The following is a 16034-nucleotide window of genomic DNA, read 5'->3' as shown; positions in this document are numbered from 1 at the left end:
CATTAAGTGCCACCTCAATTAGATGACATGATGCCAACGCCCTATTCATATTCCACAACGTATATTTTAGATAAAGCCCATTTCGATGAATGCTATACGCAATCAGTGGTACCAGATCCCACGCTCAAACCTTACTACAAAGCCATTGGATTAACCCTGATAGGTATCGCGCTTATTTTCACCGATATTAGCCTTTATTTAGCTTACTTTTTTGTTGGGTTAGGTGTTATCGAAGCGCTCAATGTGAAGTATCACAAAGCATGGTGGTTGATGCGTCAGATGATGAGTAAAGCGGCCAGCAATGAGGTCACACTCACTATTGATGAGCAAGGGATTCATACTCAATCTATGTCTGTGACCAGCCAAATTTTATGGACCGACATTTACCGGATTAAAGAAACTGAAAAAGGCTTCTTGATCACCCACAAAGCAGGCACGAGTTATGTTTCCCTTCGTAGCTTAGATGAAGCAGCTATGGCCTATATTAAAACTAAAATCTAGTACAGCTAACACCCATAAAAAAGGCTGATCTTCATCAGCCTTTTTTACAACTCTGCATTGCTGAATCGTTACTTTTTCAATTCACCCACCGGTAAAATCGTACGGCCATACTCATTATTAAGCACCTGCGCCATCGCAAAATAAATCGCACTCGCACCGCAAAGTATCCCTTCAAAGCCCGCAATAGTGCCAATCAAGGCGCTACCCGTAAAATCACGCGCCGCCAGCAGAAAAAATAAGATAGTTAAAGAAGCAAACACAAACTGTTTGGCTCTTGGATAACGCAAAGAACCCACAAACATAAATGCCGTGAATATGCCCCAAAGCGTTAAATACCAGCCCATAAAATACGTTGGACTCGCCGCAATGCCAGCATTAGGCATTAAAATGAGGCCCACTAGCGTTAACCAAAACAAACCGTATGAGGTAAATGCCGTCGTACCGAAAGTATCGCCGCGCATGAAACACATAATCCCCACAATCACTTGACCAATGCCACCGTAAAAAATCCCCATGGCTAAGATCATAGAATCAATAGGGAAATATCCCGCATTATGAATGTTTAACAAAATTGTTGTCATACCAAAGCCCATTAAACCTAATGGCGCTGGATTAGCCAGTTTTGTAGACACAGAGTTCCCCTAGAGAAAAATCAACAATTCAATAAAAATCAATAGCATTTGCCATTAATCTTATGCACGCGCACCTGCGAGAGCGGCGCATTCTAGAGGATAGCTATAATCTTAGCAATGTAATCATCAAAAACAAACGAACACATAAAAATAAACAATAAAAACATAAAGTTAAAATAATAAACCGTAAAATAAAATTTAAACTAAAAAAACACATAAAAATTAATTCTTTTTAATTCAATATTCTAGAAAAAAATGGCCTGCAACATGCGTCATATCTCATTTTATATGACTTCTTATAACTACCGCATAATTCAGTTAACAGCGGCGATTAAACCTTCATTAAAAATCGACCATAAACAGTGATAATAATGCACTTTATCGCAAATAAGCCGTTAAAGTGATGTAAGCGGCACTTTTGAAAGAAATCCAAGTTCTACTGTACACACAATTAAGCGCATAAGTTTAGTGCAGAGTTTCATCAATAAATTTCAAACACAAGTTCAGAAGAGCCAACTTAGCACGCATGAGTTCAGAGCATGCAGTGAGCCTAACTCAAGCAGCAAAAGATGCTGAGAATGAATCAAACTAGAGCAAATAAAGTACACTTAGTCAGCCCATTTACTTGAAGCGAATCAAGGGAAAACAAGGTAAAAAATCTTAATCAAGAAAGGTAAAAATTATTTATATCTAAAACAGAATAGCAGTGATAAATTGCTGATGTTGGCACAGTGGTATTAAGAGAATGCTTCTTAATCTGTGGTTAACAATACATAACTAAAGGAAATAAAATGAATAAGTTATCAGCTGTTTTTACTCTATTGGCATTAGTAAGTTTCACTTCCTTTGCTGACGACTCCTCTTTACCGCCTGCACCAGCAGCAGATCTCGCTCAGCTAAAAGAAGTGTGCCAGCAGATGGCTTCTGAAGATCAAGTCGAAAATGCTGAGCTAAAACAATATGTGCTTGATTGTGTAAACGATCAATTGACAGAAATGGGCTACAAGTCAGTTACTGAGGTCAATTAATCTTCATTCTAATCTCTGTGTTATTACCGCAAAGTAGGTTATTCGGCTTCAGTCTGTGCCATTCACACTTGCGAATGGCATTATTATTTCCAAGCAACACAGCTTTTACATCATAATTAACATTATGATGTTACACTCGAAACTTATAAAACACAAAATTTAACATTTACAATTAACCGTACGAAAGCTGCCAAGATAAGCTTTTAGCATGACTATCAACATATTGTGCAATCCATAAATTTATTATTTAATTGATAGCTGTATCATTTTGCATCTGCGTGAATGAAACCACTGTTGAATTGAGCATAAAATGCTAATCTGTTTTCCTGTATTGTTAACCTCAGCCCTTAATCGTTAAATCATGTATCGTATTCTTTTTGTCCTCATTACAAGTTTAAGTATTTTGCCTGCAATCGGAATGGCGAAAGAAGCCTGTGCACCAGAAAATCAATGTATTGAGATGAACAACTGGGATCTAGGCATCGCCATAGGCTGGGGACAAAAAAGCAATCCACTCAGGGATTTTGACGATATTCCATTGTTCTTTATTCCAACTGTGGCCTATTACGGCGAACACTGGTTCTTCGACAATGGTAATTTAGGTTATACCTTAGCCGAGCAAGAAAGCTTTACAATTAACTTAGTAACAAGTTATAGCTTAGATAGGGCCTACTTCTATCAATGGGACCCATCGAATATCTTTTTGAATCGTGGCACTCAAGTTGAAGCCAAAGCCATAAATAGTATGGCTTTGTCGACTGAGCCAGAGCCTGAGTTTAATTCCTTAGAGACTCGGAACTTCACCTTACTTGGCGGTGCCGAAGCATTCATCTATACGCGGCTCGGTATTATTAGATTGGCGTACACCCATGATATGTTTAATGTTCATCAAGGTTCAGAAGCACAAATAAAATGGACCTATGGCTGGGATTACGATCGTTTCATTTTTGAGTTTGCGTTGGTATTTGATTGGAAAAGCCAAGCCGTAGTGGATTATTATTACAGCGTTAGACCCAGTGAAAACGCCTATTGGAGCGAAAGATATCAAGCAAAATCAGGTTGGGATAAAGGTGCGGAAATGACGGCCCGTTACATATTAACTGACAATTGGGATCTACTGTTGGCAGTTCGTTACACTCTAATTGCCGATGAGATTGCCGCCAGTCCCTTGTTAGACCAAGACTATAGCAGCACCTACTTTATCGGCGCAGCCTATAGGTTCTAACGTTAGTGACACTGCCTCAGTTAAGCTTGCTTTGCTTTATAGGTCTAAGCCTCGGCTTGATGGGCCAAAGTTCTGCACAAGCCAAAACTCGCGACTCGGCACTCAAACTCACACCCGAAATTTGCATCACAAGTTCAGAAACTGAAGCCTGTGACGTCTATATAGAATTACAGTGGGAACTCGCTAAAGATGAGCTTATCTGTATCTTGTCCGACAACGCCGCCTATCCCAAATGGTGCAGTGATTCAGTTTCAACCCATACGTTAAGCATGAAAATCCACACTATGACAGATATTCAATTTGTCATGGTGAGTAAAGACAGTAACCAAACTTTGGCTGGTGCCAAACTTAAAATCACTTCTGCATCACAACCTCAGGTTCGCAGACGTTACCGCAACCCTTGGAGTTTATTTTAATGACAAGCCCACAATCGAACCACAGAGTATTATTGGTTGAAGACGACGTTCGCCTAGCAAACTTGATTGTAGATTACCTAAAATCCCATGGTATGCATGTTGAAGTTGAACGCCGTGGCGATACAGTGCTAACACGATTAATCAATTACAAGCCAGATATCATACTGTTAGACATTATGCTACCCGGCATGGATGGTCTCACTCTGTGTGAGAAACTGCCCGATTATTTCGCAGGTCCAATCCTATTGATGAGCGCACTTGGCTCAAGTGAAGATCAAATCAAAGGACTAGAACTCGGTGCCGATGACTACGTGGTCAAGCCCGTCGATCCTGCTCTGTTAGTTGCGCGGATCAACAACTTACTTCGCCGTCAGAATCAGCCACCACAGGCAGAATCACACTGTCTAACCTTCGGTAAATTGAGTATCGACCCGCATACCCATGCGATTCGTCTTAATGAAACTGAAATTGATCTCACCAGCCATGAATTCGAATTGCTGTGGTTACTGGCCTCGCAAGCGGGCCAAGTGCTCAGCCGTCAGTATATTTATCAGTTGTTACTCAATATTGATTTCGATGGTAAAGATCGAAAAATTGACGTGCGGATCTCTAGATTACGTAAAAAACTCAACGATAATATTGAGACACCTTTCAGAATTAAAACCGTTTGGGGACAAGGTTATCTCTTTGCTCCTGAAGCTTGGAATAACTAAGCACAAATACAGTGAAACGTCTCTTTATCAGTTTATATCTGCTACTCAGTCTCAGCGTGCTTGGGATTGGCTGGACACTCGACAGCCTGTGGCAGAAGAATGTTGATGACAATAATGCCCTCGATGCGCCGTTAGTGGCATTGGCGCAATTATTAGCGGAATTACCTCCCGATGCCCGCCAACGGTATCTGGAGGCGATCCCTGCGAACCCTGTGATGCCACTGCAATTACTCAATGCAGATCAAGTCGCGCTGGCAGATAATCAAGCGTTAAGCACAAGCAAGGTGTTCACCACCACGGCCAATGATGATAGCTTGCTGCAATTTATTCGAGTAGACGATCAAGTCTTAATGGCAGGGCCGCTGGACATAGATCCCAGAGCCAACCTTCGCAGCCTGTTCACCCTGTTCTTTTATTTATCGCTCGCCCTCGTTGCGCTAATTTGGGTCGGCCCGCTTTCACGGGATTTGAGCATACTGCGTAAGGCCACCAAAGAATTTGGCGAAGCCAAATGGGACACGCGGATTACCCTGTCAAATCGCTCCCAAGTTAAGCCCTTAGCCAATACGTTTAACGAAATGGCGCGACATATCAGCGCCTTGATTGAGAACCAGAAACACTTATCTAATGCGGTATCCCATGAAATCCGCACGCCACTGGCGAGGCTCAAATTTGCTCTTGCACTTATGCCTATGTATTGTCAGCCAGATTCGGACGAACAGAAGCGACAAGACTTTCTCGATGAAATGCAGCTCGACATCAAAGAAATGGAAGACTTACTTCAAGAACTGCTGACCTACGCCAGCTTAGAGTCACAGCGAGAAGGTATCCAGTTGGATGAGTACGATTTAATTAATCTCATCAATCAAAGTATTAAGCGCCTAGAAACCTTAAGTCCAACGCCTATAACGCTCAAGGCCGAAGTCGAAAAACTGCCCTTATTCGGAGAACCCGCATTAATCGAACGGGCGCTACAGAATTTACTGACCAATGCACAACGCTTTGCCCGCACTGAAATCATCATTGAGGTTAAGCAGACCCAGCATAGGGTCAATTTAAGTGTGAGTAACGACGGCGAACCTATCCCTGCGGTGGATTTACCGAAAGTGTTCGAGCCATTTTATCGCAGCCAATCGGTACAGAATGGCAATAAAGGACATGGTTTAGGCCTTGCGATCATCAAACGGATTATGCAACGACATCAAGGGAATGTGAGTGTTACAAGTGATGCACAACATACTCGATTTAGTTTAATCTGGCCGAAAAAACGTAAGCTGTAATAGGAAGCGAGATGAGACTATTGCAAGTCAGTCATGAATCCCACTCGCGAATGCAAAAAGCGAGTTAAACAAGTCAATTCAACCTATTAGTCTAGCTCGAAGCCACCAAAATCCAGATCGGCTTCGGGCTTAGGCTCAAAATTCAACTGTGGGTTTAACGCTGCCCTTTCTTGCTCTATTTGTGCTTGCCTTGCTTTCATCATCGCTAACTGGCGACGACGTTTACGTTGAGTACACAGGCGAATGACATCATACTTTTGCGCATCTGAAAACGTTAACCAATTGAATCTTTCGTCACGGCTTCGCAGGCAACCATTACAGTAACCGCGCGCATCGGTAACACACACACCGACACAAGGACTCGGGATATCAAAAAAAGCTAACTGTTCCATAACCCGCCGCTATTCCTATCTAAAAATAAACCATACTCAAAACGATCCGTGCTAAAAAACAAAGCGTGTGGATTGCATTCAAAGCGATTCAAATACAACACACTTATCTAAAGTACTTGCAGAAACAACCTTAATCAAGGCACATTGAACAGAGTTTGTACAACTTGGAGCACTATCATGGGATACCGTCACTTTGCCAGTCTGCTCGTCGCTGTTGCCTTATTAAGCGCTTGCAGCAGTAAACCGAAAAACGATTATGATCTCAATTACGACTTCACCGCACTACGCAGCTTTACCCAGTTAACACCACAGCCGACGGATGACCCGTTAAGCGCCCAGCGTATTCAAGTAGAAATTAACAACCAATTGACTCAAAAAGGGTTTGTAGAAAATACAGCGTCGCCCGACTTTAACGTCGCCTACGCCTTACTCACCCAAGATAAGCCCAAAGATTCAGGGCTATCCATTGGATTAGGCACAGGCACATTCGGAAATTCGGGCGGGATTGGAATAGGCACCAGTGTTGGCGTGCCGCTGGGGAGTGATACCGCTAAAATTCAAACCATTCAGATAGATATTGTCGATCCTAAGACCAAAGCTCTTATTTGGCGTGGCAGCGACAGCTATGATTTCGATGCAGGCGGTAACGAGAAAGCCCAAGATACCGCCAAAGCCGTCAACCGAATTTTGGCGCAATTCCCACCGAAAAAATGATCACGTTTTAAAGGGTAAAAATGGGCGCGTCTCGCCCATTTTCACCCATCAAACATTCATATCGCTCAATATGCTTAGAGTAAAAATCTAGGACTCAGGAAAAAAGCCCTGACGAAAGGTAACGATCGCCCCTATCACAGACAATCGCCACGACCACAGAACCCGGATATTGTTTAGCAATCTCCAGCGCAGCAAACACGGCACCGCCCGAACTGACTCCAGCACAAATCCCTTCCTCTCGCGCTAAGGTTCTCGCCATGGCTTTTGCATCTTGCTCTTCAATATCCATAACTAAATCAACCCAAGAAGCATCAAAAATACCAGGCAAATATGCCTGCGGCCAACGCCGAATCCCTGGAATAGCACTGCCATCGGCGGGCTGAAGACCGACGATAGTGATGTCGGGATTACAAGTTTTAAGGTATTTGGACACACCCATTATGGTACCTGTCGTCCCCATACTTGACACAAAGTGGGTAATTTTGCCTAGACTCTGTTGCCAGATCTCAGGGCCTGTCGTGAGGAAATGGGCATTAGCGTTATCTTGGTTATTAAATTGATCCAGCACCTTACCTTTGCCTTCGCTTTGTAACTGCAGCGCCAAATCCCGCGCAGTCTCCATGTTATCCACTAGCATGAGCTCTGCGCCATAGGCTTGCATCGCATCCTTACGCTCTTGAGTCGAATTATTCGGCATAATCAGGATCATCTTGTATCCTTTGATTGCCGCCGCCATCGCCAGCGCAATCCCAGTATTGCCACTCGTTGCCTCAATAAGCGTATCACCAGGGCTTATTTCTTGGCGAAGTTCGGCCTGAATAATCATATTGAGTGCAGGACGATCTTTTACTGAACCCGCGGGGTTATTGCCTTCCAATTTTAATAGTACAGTGGAAGTACCACAGTTAAGCCGCTGCAAGCGAACCAGCGGAGTTTGCCCGATGCAGGCTTCAATTGTCGGAAAGTCAGACACTAGGATTATCCTTTACTTGATAAAAACAACTAAGCGATAGCCTATTCTAAGTCGGTTACCACTGACAAACACGGTGAATACTGCTTATAACATAAAATAAATCGCTCATAGTTATTCAAAAAAGTTCTATTCAACTGGCTTTTTATAAACAATTAATTCTATTACTCTAGGTGCCATAACGCTGACAAAATTGCCAGATTAAGGAGTTAAAAATGTCCGTAAAATTGATAAAGGCCCTGCTAGGAACCCTCATTCTGGGAACCTCACTCAATGTGACTGCCGCAGATCAAACCCTGCTTAATTCCTCTTATGATATCGCACGGGAATTATTCAATGCCTACAACCCCGTTTTTGCCAAACATTGGGAAGAGAAAACAGGTAAAACCGTCGAAATTAAACAATCCCATGCAGGCTCATCTGCACAGGCACGCTCTATTCTGCAGGGATTACCCGCAGATGTGGTGACCTTTAATCAAGTGACAGACGTACAAGTTCTGCACGATCGCGGTAAATTGATCCCAGAAAATTGGCAACAATTACTGCCTAACGCCAGTTCACCTTACTATTCCACCATTGCATTTTTGGTACGCAAAGGTAACCCAAAGCAGATCAGCGACTGGGGCGATTTAGCGAGAGATGACGTTAAACTGGTCTTTCCTAACCCAAAAACCTCTGGTAATGCCCGCTACACTTATTTAGCCGCATTAGGTTATGCCCAAAAAAGCTATGGTAAGGATAATCAGGCTGAACTGGATAAATTCCTGAAAAAATTCCTCGGCAATGTCGCAGTATTTGATACTGGCGGCCGCGGTGCGACCACCTCCTTTGTAGAACGTGGTATCGGTGATGTGCTGATTACCTTTGAATCGGAAGTGAACAATATTCGCCAACAGTATGGTGCAGACGATTACCAAGTCATAGTGCCAAAAACATCGATTCTGGCTGAGTTTCCCGTCGCTGTGGTTGAGAAAAATGCTAAGCGTAACGGTACATTAGAGCTAGCAACTGAGTATTTGAGCTATCTCTATAGTGAAGAAGCGCAGCGCCTACTGGCAGGATTCAACTATCGGGTACACAACGAAAAGGTTAAAACTGAGTTTGCTAAGCAGTTCCCTACGGTTGACCTTTTAACCGTTGAGCAAATCATCGGTAGTTGGGATAATGCCATGAAAACCCAGTTTGCTAACGGTGCAAAACTCGATGAGCTATTAAAGCGCTGATATCACCTTTAATGTAGTAAGATATCAACATTGAACCCGAGCAAAGTCTCGGGTTTATCGCTAATTGGCATTTATCAATCAGTGTTAGCCGTAAAGATTGCATCCTACAAATGGCTTGAGCCAACAACGAGCGAACCTTATAAATAGTATTGGTTTAACGCAATTAACCTGATCGGGTGATTATTCTGTGATTTTTAATAACGGGCGTTTACGCCATAAGCGGGTTCTTCCCGGTTTTACCATCAGCTTAGGTGTGTCACTACTATTTGTCAGCCTAATCCTATTATTGCCGACCACAGGCCTAATCATGCAGACCAGTTCAATGAGCTGGTCCGAATACTGGGGCGTGATTGCCGATCCCAGAGTGGTTGCCAGTTACCGAGTCACTATGCTATCGGCGCTCGCAGCATCATTATTTAACTGCCTTTTCGGGTTATTACTCGCATGGGTACTCGTGCGTTATGAATTTCCCGGCAAGCGCATTTTAGATGCCTTGGTAGATTTACCCTTTGCCTTGCCGACCGCCGTTGCCGGTATCACCTTAGCCACCCTTTATGCGGAAAACGGCCAAATCGGTAGTCTATTAGCAGAATGGGGCATTAAAGTTGCCTACACACCGCTAGGCATAGTGGTCGCGATGATTTTCACCAGTATTCCCTTTGTGGTTCGTACGGTACAACCCGTTCTCGAAGAGTTATCCCACGAGGAAGAAGAAGCGGGAATGACCCTTGGCGCCTCGGATCGTTCGGTATTCTGGCGGGTTATTTTGCCCTCCCTTTGGCCAGCATTAATGATTGGAACGGCACTATCTTTTACCCGCAGTCTGGGTGAGTTTGGTGCAGTGATCTTTATCGCTGGCAATATGCCTTATATCAGTGAAATCACTTCGTTAATGATCTTTGTCCGCCTACAAGAATTTGATTTTGCAGGTGCCAGCGCCATTGCCTCAGTGGTTCTGATGACCTCGTTACTGCTATTACTGCTGATAAACCTGTGGCAGGCGCGTTATCTGCGCCGCATTCATGGACGATAAGGAGCGAATATGAACTCATTTAAACCCTTAAGAGTCGGTGAAGCGCCCCTGATCAAATGGAGCCTTATTACCCTCGCCGTGCTCTTGGGCTTGCTATTGTTACTATTGCCGCTGGTGAGTATTTTTCAGCAAGCGTTTGTCGGAGGTTGGGAGCGTTATATTGGACACTTAACTCAACCGGATTCGCTGCATGCGATTGGTTTAACGCTGATGGTGGCAGCACTCACAGTACCGATCAATTTAGTGTTCGGAATCATGCTGGCCTGGAGCGTGACTCGCTTTGAATTCCCCGGTCGCAAGTTACTGATCACGCTAATTGATATTCCATTTGCGGTCTCCCCTGTCGTCGCAGGTTTGCTCTATTTGCTGCTCTATGGCAACAGTGGCTGGCTGGGCGAATGGCTATATGAGCACGATCTGCAGATCATGTTTGCTTGGCCGGGAATACTATTAGTGACCATTTTTGTCACTTGCCCCTTTGTAGCCAGAGAACTGATCCCATTGATGCAACAACAGGGCGCATCGGAAGAAGAAGCTGCAGTGATCCTCGGAGCGTCATGGTGGCAACTCTTTCGCCGCGTGACCCTGCCCAACATCAAATGGGCACTGATTTACGGTGTGATCCTCACCAATGCCAGAGCCGTAGGAGAATTTGGTGCCGTTGCTGTCGTGTCTGGCAACATTCGCGGCGAAACCAATACCTTACCTTTACATGTGCAATTATTGTATGAAGATTATCAGGCCGAAGCCGCCTTCGCGAGCGCGTCATTACTGGCCCTGATCGCCCTATTTACCCTAATGTTAAAAGCCGTAGTGGAATGGCGGCAACAACGCAGTTTAACCGCCAATGACAATAAAGAGCAGAGCCAACTATGAGTATTCGTCTTACTAATATTTCCAAGAAATTTGGCCAATTTCAGGCGCTTTCCCCACTTAATCTCGATATTCAAGAAGGGGAAATGATTGGTCTGCTGGGACCATCAGGTTCAGGTAAAACCACACTGCTGCGGATTATTGCCGGTCTTGAAGGAGCCGATAGCGGCCAAATTCAATTCGGCAATCGAGATGTCACCCAAGTGCATGTGCGTGAAAGACGCGTGGGTTTTGTGTTTCAAAACTACGCGCTGTTTCGCCATATGACGGTCGCCGATAACGTCGCCTTTGGACTCGAAGTCATGCCGAAAAAACAAAGGCCTTCGGCGGCAGAAATTCATAAGCGAGTGACACAACTGCTAGAAACAGTACAACTAGGCCACCTCGCACAGCGCTATCCAGAACAACTCTCGGGAGGACAAAAACAGCGCATTGCATTGGCCCGCGCACTGGCGACCCAACCAGAAGTCTTGCTACTGGATGAACCCTTTGGCGCCTTAGATGCTAAAGTGCGTAAAGAACTACGCCGCTGGCTACGCAGCCTGCATGATGAATTGAAATTCACCAGCGTGTTTGTGACCCACGATCAGGATGAGGCGCTTGAGCTCTCAGATAGAGTGGTAGTGATGAGCAATGGTCATATAGAGCAGATTAATACACCTGCTGAGCTATACTCACACCCCAATAGTCGCTTTGTGTTTGATTTTCTTGGTAACGTCAATGTCTTTGAAGCCAGTTGGCAACAAAAACGTTGGGAAAATGGTCAAGCATTTTTAACACCTCCAGAACAGCAAACCCTGCAGCAAGATGGTGTTCTCTATGTACGCAGTCACGAATTAGCGCTGTCAAATAAGCCCAATAGTCAGGCCAATTTGCCGTTCAATATTGTCGCCATGACCCCAATCGGCGCCGAAGTTAGATTGGAATTAGCCCCACATGGCTGGCATAGCGAAGAACTGTGGGAAGCCAAATTTACCCACCATAATCTGCAGGAACTCGGGTTGCAAAAAGGCAGTGTAGTTTACGCTACCCCAAGAACAGCTTACTTCTTTGGTGCGCAGGGTGAGAGTTCACCGACGCGTCTAAGTTGGCCATTCCTGACTCCGGGCAGTCTCGCCTTTGATATCTAATGTCATCATGATAGGAATAAGCAGCATTAGCGGTACCACAGGGAGTGGATACCGCTAAGATTCAAACCATTTAGAAAGATATTGTCACGCCAAATACTGAAGCACTCATTAGGCATTGCCGCGACAACTTTTGGTGATAGCGACAGCTTTGATTTTTGATGCAAGCGGTAACGAGAAAGCCCAAGATACCTCCAAAAACGTCAGCTAGATCTTGGCGCTGTCCCCTCCGAAGAAATAATTAATCATGGATGGCATATACAGCCCATCCATGTTGAATCAATAGAGCTGATAAGCAGATTTACATCTAACAATCAATATATTAGATGTTTATAATAAATAATTGTTGCAGAAGTACTCATAAAATCAGCGGGTAAACGAATTAACTAACCGAGGTTAATAATTCCAATTTCAGCCTATACATTTCATCAACTGACACCACTTTCACGCTGCTTATTTCAATAGAACCTTCTTTCGCCCATAAAAATGGATAAAAGCTCAAGCATTTATCTGTAGCTATCTGTGAATAGGTTTTTTGAAAGCGCTCTTTACCTAAACTCGCATAAAACTCATTGATTCTCTTTGTAGCTGACCATTGAAAAAAATCTGTGAACCCGATTTCTAACCCTTCCCAATGAATTGAGTCTGGCGACCAATAGTATATATTCCCAACATCTGCACCTAAACCGCCGCCGTTGATAGCAAAAAATCCACCAACTACGTCATTCGCCACTAACAGATAATGTGCACTTCTATTCCAATCAGTAAGGTTTCTAGACAATCTTTCATGTCCAGAGCCGAAAAATCGAATCCATCCATTGTCGATCAAAATCCCACCGGTTTCGTAGGCAATAGCCCCTAATACCGAACGAGTCGATACCTGAAGGGATTCAAGTACTTCAACCCGATCCTTTGAAGGCGGTAGTATCTCTACACAATGCTCAGCACCAGCAACCATTTCATTGACTACTTTTATGCCAGAGTCTTCGATATCAATCAGTTCATATATACTTTTCAATCTCTTATCCTTGTATCACTAATATCCAGTAAAACGACTCATCATTCATAACGGTACCTTGGGAATGTCGAAAATAACTAAGCCAATGTAGCGTTTAAAAATGCTAGTTAGCACTCATGGAACCAAGCAAAAATCTTACTCATGGGCATTCACGGTTCGGCCTGCGGCCCATTGTCGTAGCGCATTGATTTTATCGCTCATGACCACAGATAAAGGCCGTGTCTTACTAAGTTCTTCAAGTAATAACACTTGGTCGACACTGCACTCGACACTTCTTGCGGTATACATGGCAGCAATAACCGCTTGTTCGATTTCGGCGCCGGAAAATCCTTTGCTGCGAGCCGATAATTGGGCGAGATCTAAGCTCGCCACATCGATTCCACGGCGCTTACAGTGGATTAAGAAGATGGCTTTGCGTATGGCTTCGTCGGGTAAATCGACAAAAAAGATTTCATCCATCCTGCCCTTTCGCATCAACTCTGGCGGCAGAGCTTGAATATCATTAGCGGTAGCCACCACAAACACTTCAGATTTACGCTCCACCATCCAATTGAGTAAAGTGCCGAGTATCCGCGTCGAAGTCCCCTCATCACTACTACTCCCGCTTAAGCCTTTTTCAATTTCATCTATCCAAAGCACACAGGGCGACATCATGTCAGCCAGATCCAGTGCATTACGCAGGTTCTTCTCGGTTTCGCCTATGTATTTGTTATATAAGACTGCCATATCGAGCCTAAGCAAAGGTCGTTGCCAAACACCCGCAACTGCCTTAGCCGCGAGGCTCTTACCACTGCCCTGAACGCCCAGCAGTAAAATCCCCTTGGGCACATCGAGCGCTTTGACGTGCTGAACTGGAGTCGGCTGACCGTCTTGGTCAATGGCGCTGACAGCCACTATGGGCGAGCGCTGCTTGAGCCATTTTTTAAGGTTATGCAGTCCGGCAACCTGTGAAAAATCACTGGTGTCGTATTCAAATTGCAACACACCATTAAGATCGAGTAGCTGAAACTTGGCTTTATTGATGGCGTCGATATCTGACAAGGTAATAGCACCGTCATTGACTATGGCTCTGCGTACGAGACGACGGGCATCGTCTAAAGTCACGCCCCGCAGATTATCGGCTAATTTGACCACAGCAGCATCATCGACCTGTAGCGGCGTACCTTGGTGACGAATTTTATCAACTTCAAGATAAATCAGATTTTGCAATTGCACTGTACTTGGCAAAGTTAAGTGAAAATAAGCGCAATAACGTTTGATTTCAGGCGGAATTTCAAAGGCATGGCTCACCAGCACTAATGTGTGTTGCAGCGTCTCATACTCAAGGGCGATTTCTTTAAGCAAACGGACATTCTTAGGTGCATCAATCACAAAGGGATGGAAGTCGCACAGCACATAAATTCCCTGCTGCGAGGTTGATTTAATTTGCCCGAGCAGATCTGTGGGTTCGCTATTAAACTTTTGCGCCGCCAAGGGCTTATCGACCCGTGCTAGTCCTTGGGTAATGCTCCATGTAAACACAGGTTGATAGAGCACACTGGCTACCCGCTTAAGCAGCTCAACCACGCGATATTCTTCATAGGTTTCAATCACTACGATTGGCGTATTGGAGCGCAGCACTGAGGTTAAATCGTGAATATCTTGCATGCTTTCAAATTCCTTTTTATTCACCCAAAAATGTGTCACAAAAAAGTCCAGCGAACTGGACTTGATACAACAGACAAAAGTTAACCGATTAAGGGTTAATGTCCATCAAAAAACAAGTAATTCAGCCAACCTTGCATCCTCAGCAATACTTTACGCATCACAGCGACATGATGGAAATGTTCAGTATAAATTGCAACCTGCCCAGAAACACCTGCAGGAAATTGTTTACGGATAGCATCATCTTCGATGTCAATCAGCACAATCACGCGACCATTTTGAAATAAACGAGCCGATGACTGCAGCGCGCCGCCCATTTGAATTTCACCTTCAGCCATAGCGGGTAATATTTTCGCCACTTTCCCCTTAAAGATTTGTCCTGGTGCGGCATCCAATATCACTTCAGCTTCATCACCTTCCTGCAAACGCATTAACGAGTTTTGCCAGAATGCCCCCGCAAAGTAGCGTTGCTCGTCGGGAATAAAGCTCATTACGGGACGTAATGGTAAAGGCACTGCCATCGCTCCCGCACGAAGCGCCATTTGCGTCACCACACCATCAGCAGGTGCCCGCACGACGGTCTGTTCTAAATCGTAGAGTGCACTGGCTAAATCAGCTTGCAAACCAGCCACTTTGGTATTAACACCATCAATATTAGATTCATAGGCCAGCCTGACACGCAGTTCTTCAGCATTCGCGACGGTCAGTTGTGCCTCTGAGGCTAAGTACAATTGACGCCTATTATCGAGTTCCAGTTCAGTAAAAGGCGAATTCGCGCCCCCTTTCTTGCGGCCTAACTCATAACGCTCGAAGGCAGATTTATTACGGTCTTTATCGGCCCTAGCGCGCTCTACATTAGCCTTAGCCGACTCCCACGCCGCGGCAAGTTGTGGCACTTGGAGCTCAGCTTCCATCAAAGCGGCGCGTTTACGTTTAACAACGGCCTCGAAGGGAATAGGATCGAGACGAAATAACACATCCCCTTGTTTAACAGGCATATTAGGCTGCACTTCCACCGAAGTCACTAAGCCTTTTACTGCGGGGGTGATAGGGATAGTGACAAAATATTCACGGGCAAAACGAGAATAAGGATGGTTGTAATTCATCACGAGTAATAAGGTACCAATAATGAACACCCCACCCAGCACTGCGGTGGGAACAGTCCATTTATTCATCGGAATTTTAAAGACTTTAAAGATAGCAATACACACGGCCGCATAGGTGAGTATGAGTAATAAATCCATG

General features: G+C 44.5%; 17 protein-coding genes. 11 read left to right on the top strand and 6 right to left on the bottom strand.

Translation table 11 applies throughout. The features are described from left to right. Window positions 1–30: 30 nt before the first annotated feature. Window positions 31–501 carry a YcxB family protein gene (locus L5L97_RS16025; RefSeq protein WP_263182821.1) on the top strand — a complete coding sequence of 157 codons (471 nt, stop codon included), beginning with the start codon at window positions 31–33 and terminating at the stop codon, window positions 499–501. Between the two features lie 68 nt (window positions 502–569). Here the strand turns inward: L5L97_RS16025 and L5L97_RS16020 are convergent, their stop codons facing one another. Continuing rightward, window positions 570–1133: an acetate uptake transporter gene (locus tag L5L97_RS16020; RefSeq protein WP_113939919.1), complete on the bottom strand. Its 564-nt coding sequence runs from the start codon at window positions 1131–1133 to the stop codon at window positions 570–572. 791 nt (window positions 1134–1924) lie between these two features. Between L5L97_RS16020 and L5L97_RS16015 the strand changes: the two genes are divergently transcribed. The 5 genes from L5L97_RS16015 (at window position 1925) to L5L97_RS15995 (ending at window position 5795) form a co-directional block, all read left to right on the top strand. Continuing rightward, window positions 1925–2161 carry a hypothetical protein gene (locus L5L97_RS16015; RefSeq protein ID WP_028759260.1) on the top strand — a complete coding sequence of 79 codons (237 nt, stop codon included), beginning with the start codon at window positions 1925–1927 and terminating at the stop codon, window positions 2159–2161. 361 nt (window positions 2162–2522) lie between these two features. Next, complete coding sequence (locus tag L5L97_RS16010) at window positions 2523–3386, top strand: MipA/OmpV family protein (protein WP_219250276.1); 864 nt, start codon at window positions 2523–2525, stop codon at window positions 3384–3386. A 5-nt stretch (window positions 3387–3391) separates the two neighbouring features. Then, the gene (locus L5L97_RS16005; protein WP_028759258.1) at window positions 3392–3802 is read left to right on the top strand and encodes a DUF3019 domain-containing protein; all 411 of its coding nucleotides are present in this window, start codon (window positions 3392–3394) and stop codon (window positions 3800–3802) included. Then, complete coding sequence (locus L5L97_RS16000) at window positions 3802–4515, top strand: response regulator (RefSeq protein WP_006080570.1); 714 nt, start codon at window positions 3802–3804, stop codon at window positions 4513–4515. The genes L5L97_RS16005 and L5L97_RS16000 overlap by 1 nt, the downstream gene beginning before the upstream one ends. 11 nt (window positions 4516–4526) lie before the next feature. Then, window positions 4527–5795 carry an ATP-binding protein gene (locus L5L97_RS15995; RefSeq protein WP_168825043.1) on the top strand — a complete coding sequence of 423 codons (1269 nt, stop codon included), beginning with the start codon at window positions 4527–4529 and terminating at the stop codon, window positions 5793–5795. Between the two features lie 86 nt (window positions 5796–5881). Here the strand turns inward: L5L97_RS15995 and L5L97_RS15990 are convergent, their stop codons facing one another. Next, window positions 5882–6187: a DUF1289 domain-containing protein gene (locus L5L97_RS15990; RefSeq protein ID WP_263182810.1), complete on the bottom strand. Its 306-nt coding sequence runs from the start codon at window positions 6185–6187 to the stop codon at window positions 5882–5884. Window positions 6188–6364: 177 nt separating this feature from the next. Here L5L97_RS15990 and L5L97_RS15985 point away from each other — a divergent pair, with 177 nt between their 5' ends. Continuing rightward, window positions 6365–6901, top strand: a complete 537-nt coding sequence (locus L5L97_RS15985) for a DUF4136 domain-containing protein (protein ID WP_219250280.1) — start codon at window positions 6365–6367, stop codon at window positions 6899–6901. A 94-nt stretch (window positions 6902–6995) separates the two neighbouring features. Here the strand turns inward: L5L97_RS15985 and cysM are convergent, their stop codons facing one another. Next, on the bottom strand, window positions 6996–7874 hold the full coding sequence (gene cysM, locus L5L97_RS15980; protein WP_263164178.1) for a cysteine synthase CysM: 879 nt from the start codon (window positions 7872–7874) through the stop codon (window positions 6996–6998). A 212-nt stretch (window positions 7875–8086) separates the two neighbouring features. On the opposite strand from cysM, the gene cysP reads away from it, so the two are divergent. From cysP to L5L97_RS15960, 4 genes are all read left to right on the top strand, one after another. Further along, the gene (gene cysP / locus L5L97_RS15975; protein WP_263182809.1) at window positions 8087–9094 is read left to right on the top strand and encodes a thiosulfate ABC transporter substrate-binding protein CysP; all 1008 of its coding nucleotides are present in this window, start codon (window positions 8087–8089) and stop codon (window positions 9092–9094) included. A gap of 187 nt (window positions 9095–9281) precedes the next feature. Beyond that, on the top strand, window positions 9282–10127 hold the full coding sequence (gene cysT / locus L5L97_RS15970) for a sulfate/thiosulfate ABC transporter permease CysT (protein ID WP_263182808.1): 846 nt from the start codon (window positions 9282–9284) through the stop codon (window positions 10125–10127). A gap of 9 nt (window positions 10128–10136) precedes the next feature. Then, complete coding sequence (gene cysW, locus L5L97_RS15965) at window positions 10137–11003, top strand: sulfate ABC transporter permease subunit CysW (protein ID WP_028759251.1); 867 nt, start codon at window positions 10137–10139, stop codon at window positions 11001–11003. Continuing rightward, on the top strand, window positions 11000–12130 hold the full coding sequence (locus tag L5L97_RS15960; protein WP_131523841.1) for a sulfate/molybdate ABC transporter ATP-binding protein: 1131 nt from the start codon (window positions 11000–11002) through the stop codon (window positions 12128–12130). Before cysW ends, L5L97_RS15960 begins: the two co-directional genes overlap by 4 nt. A gap of 379 nt (window positions 12131–12509) precedes the next feature. Here L5L97_RS15960 and L5L97_RS15955 read toward each other — a convergent pair whose 3' ends face one another. The 3 genes from L5L97_RS15955 to L5L97_RS15945 all read right to left on the bottom strand — a co-directional run bounded on the left by L5L97_RS15955 (window position 12510) and on the right by L5L97_RS15945 (window position 16033). Further along, the gene (locus L5L97_RS15955) at window positions 12510–13145 is read right to left on the bottom strand and encodes a DUF2625 family protein (RefSeq protein ID WP_113939910.1); all 636 of its coding nucleotides are present in this window, start codon (window positions 13143–13145) and stop codon (window positions 12510–12512) included. A 135-nt stretch (window positions 13146–13280) separates the two neighbouring features. Beyond that, window positions 13281–14792 carry an AAA family ATPase gene (locus L5L97_RS15950; RefSeq protein WP_263182807.1) on the bottom strand — a complete coding sequence of 504 codons (1512 nt, stop codon included), beginning with the start codon at window positions 14790–14792 and terminating at the stop codon, window positions 13281–13283. 95 nt (window positions 14793–14887) lie between these two features. Continuing rightward, window positions 14888–16033 (bottom strand): HlyD family secretion protein, encoded by a 1146-nt coding sequence (locus L5L97_RS15945; RefSeq protein ID WP_263182806.1) that lies wholly within the window; start codon window positions 16031–16033, stop codon window positions 14888–14890. Window position 16034: the final 1 nt, after the last annotated feature.

Source organism: Shewanella sp. SM71, assembly GCF_025653905.1.
Taxonomy (GTDB): domain Bacteria; phylum Pseudomonadota; class Gammaproteobacteria; order Enterobacterales; family Shewanellaceae; genus Shewanella; species Shewanella oncorhynchi.
The sequence above is the reverse complement of the archived record's forward strand: the minus strand, read 5'-3'. Positions and strand labels throughout refer to the sequence as shown.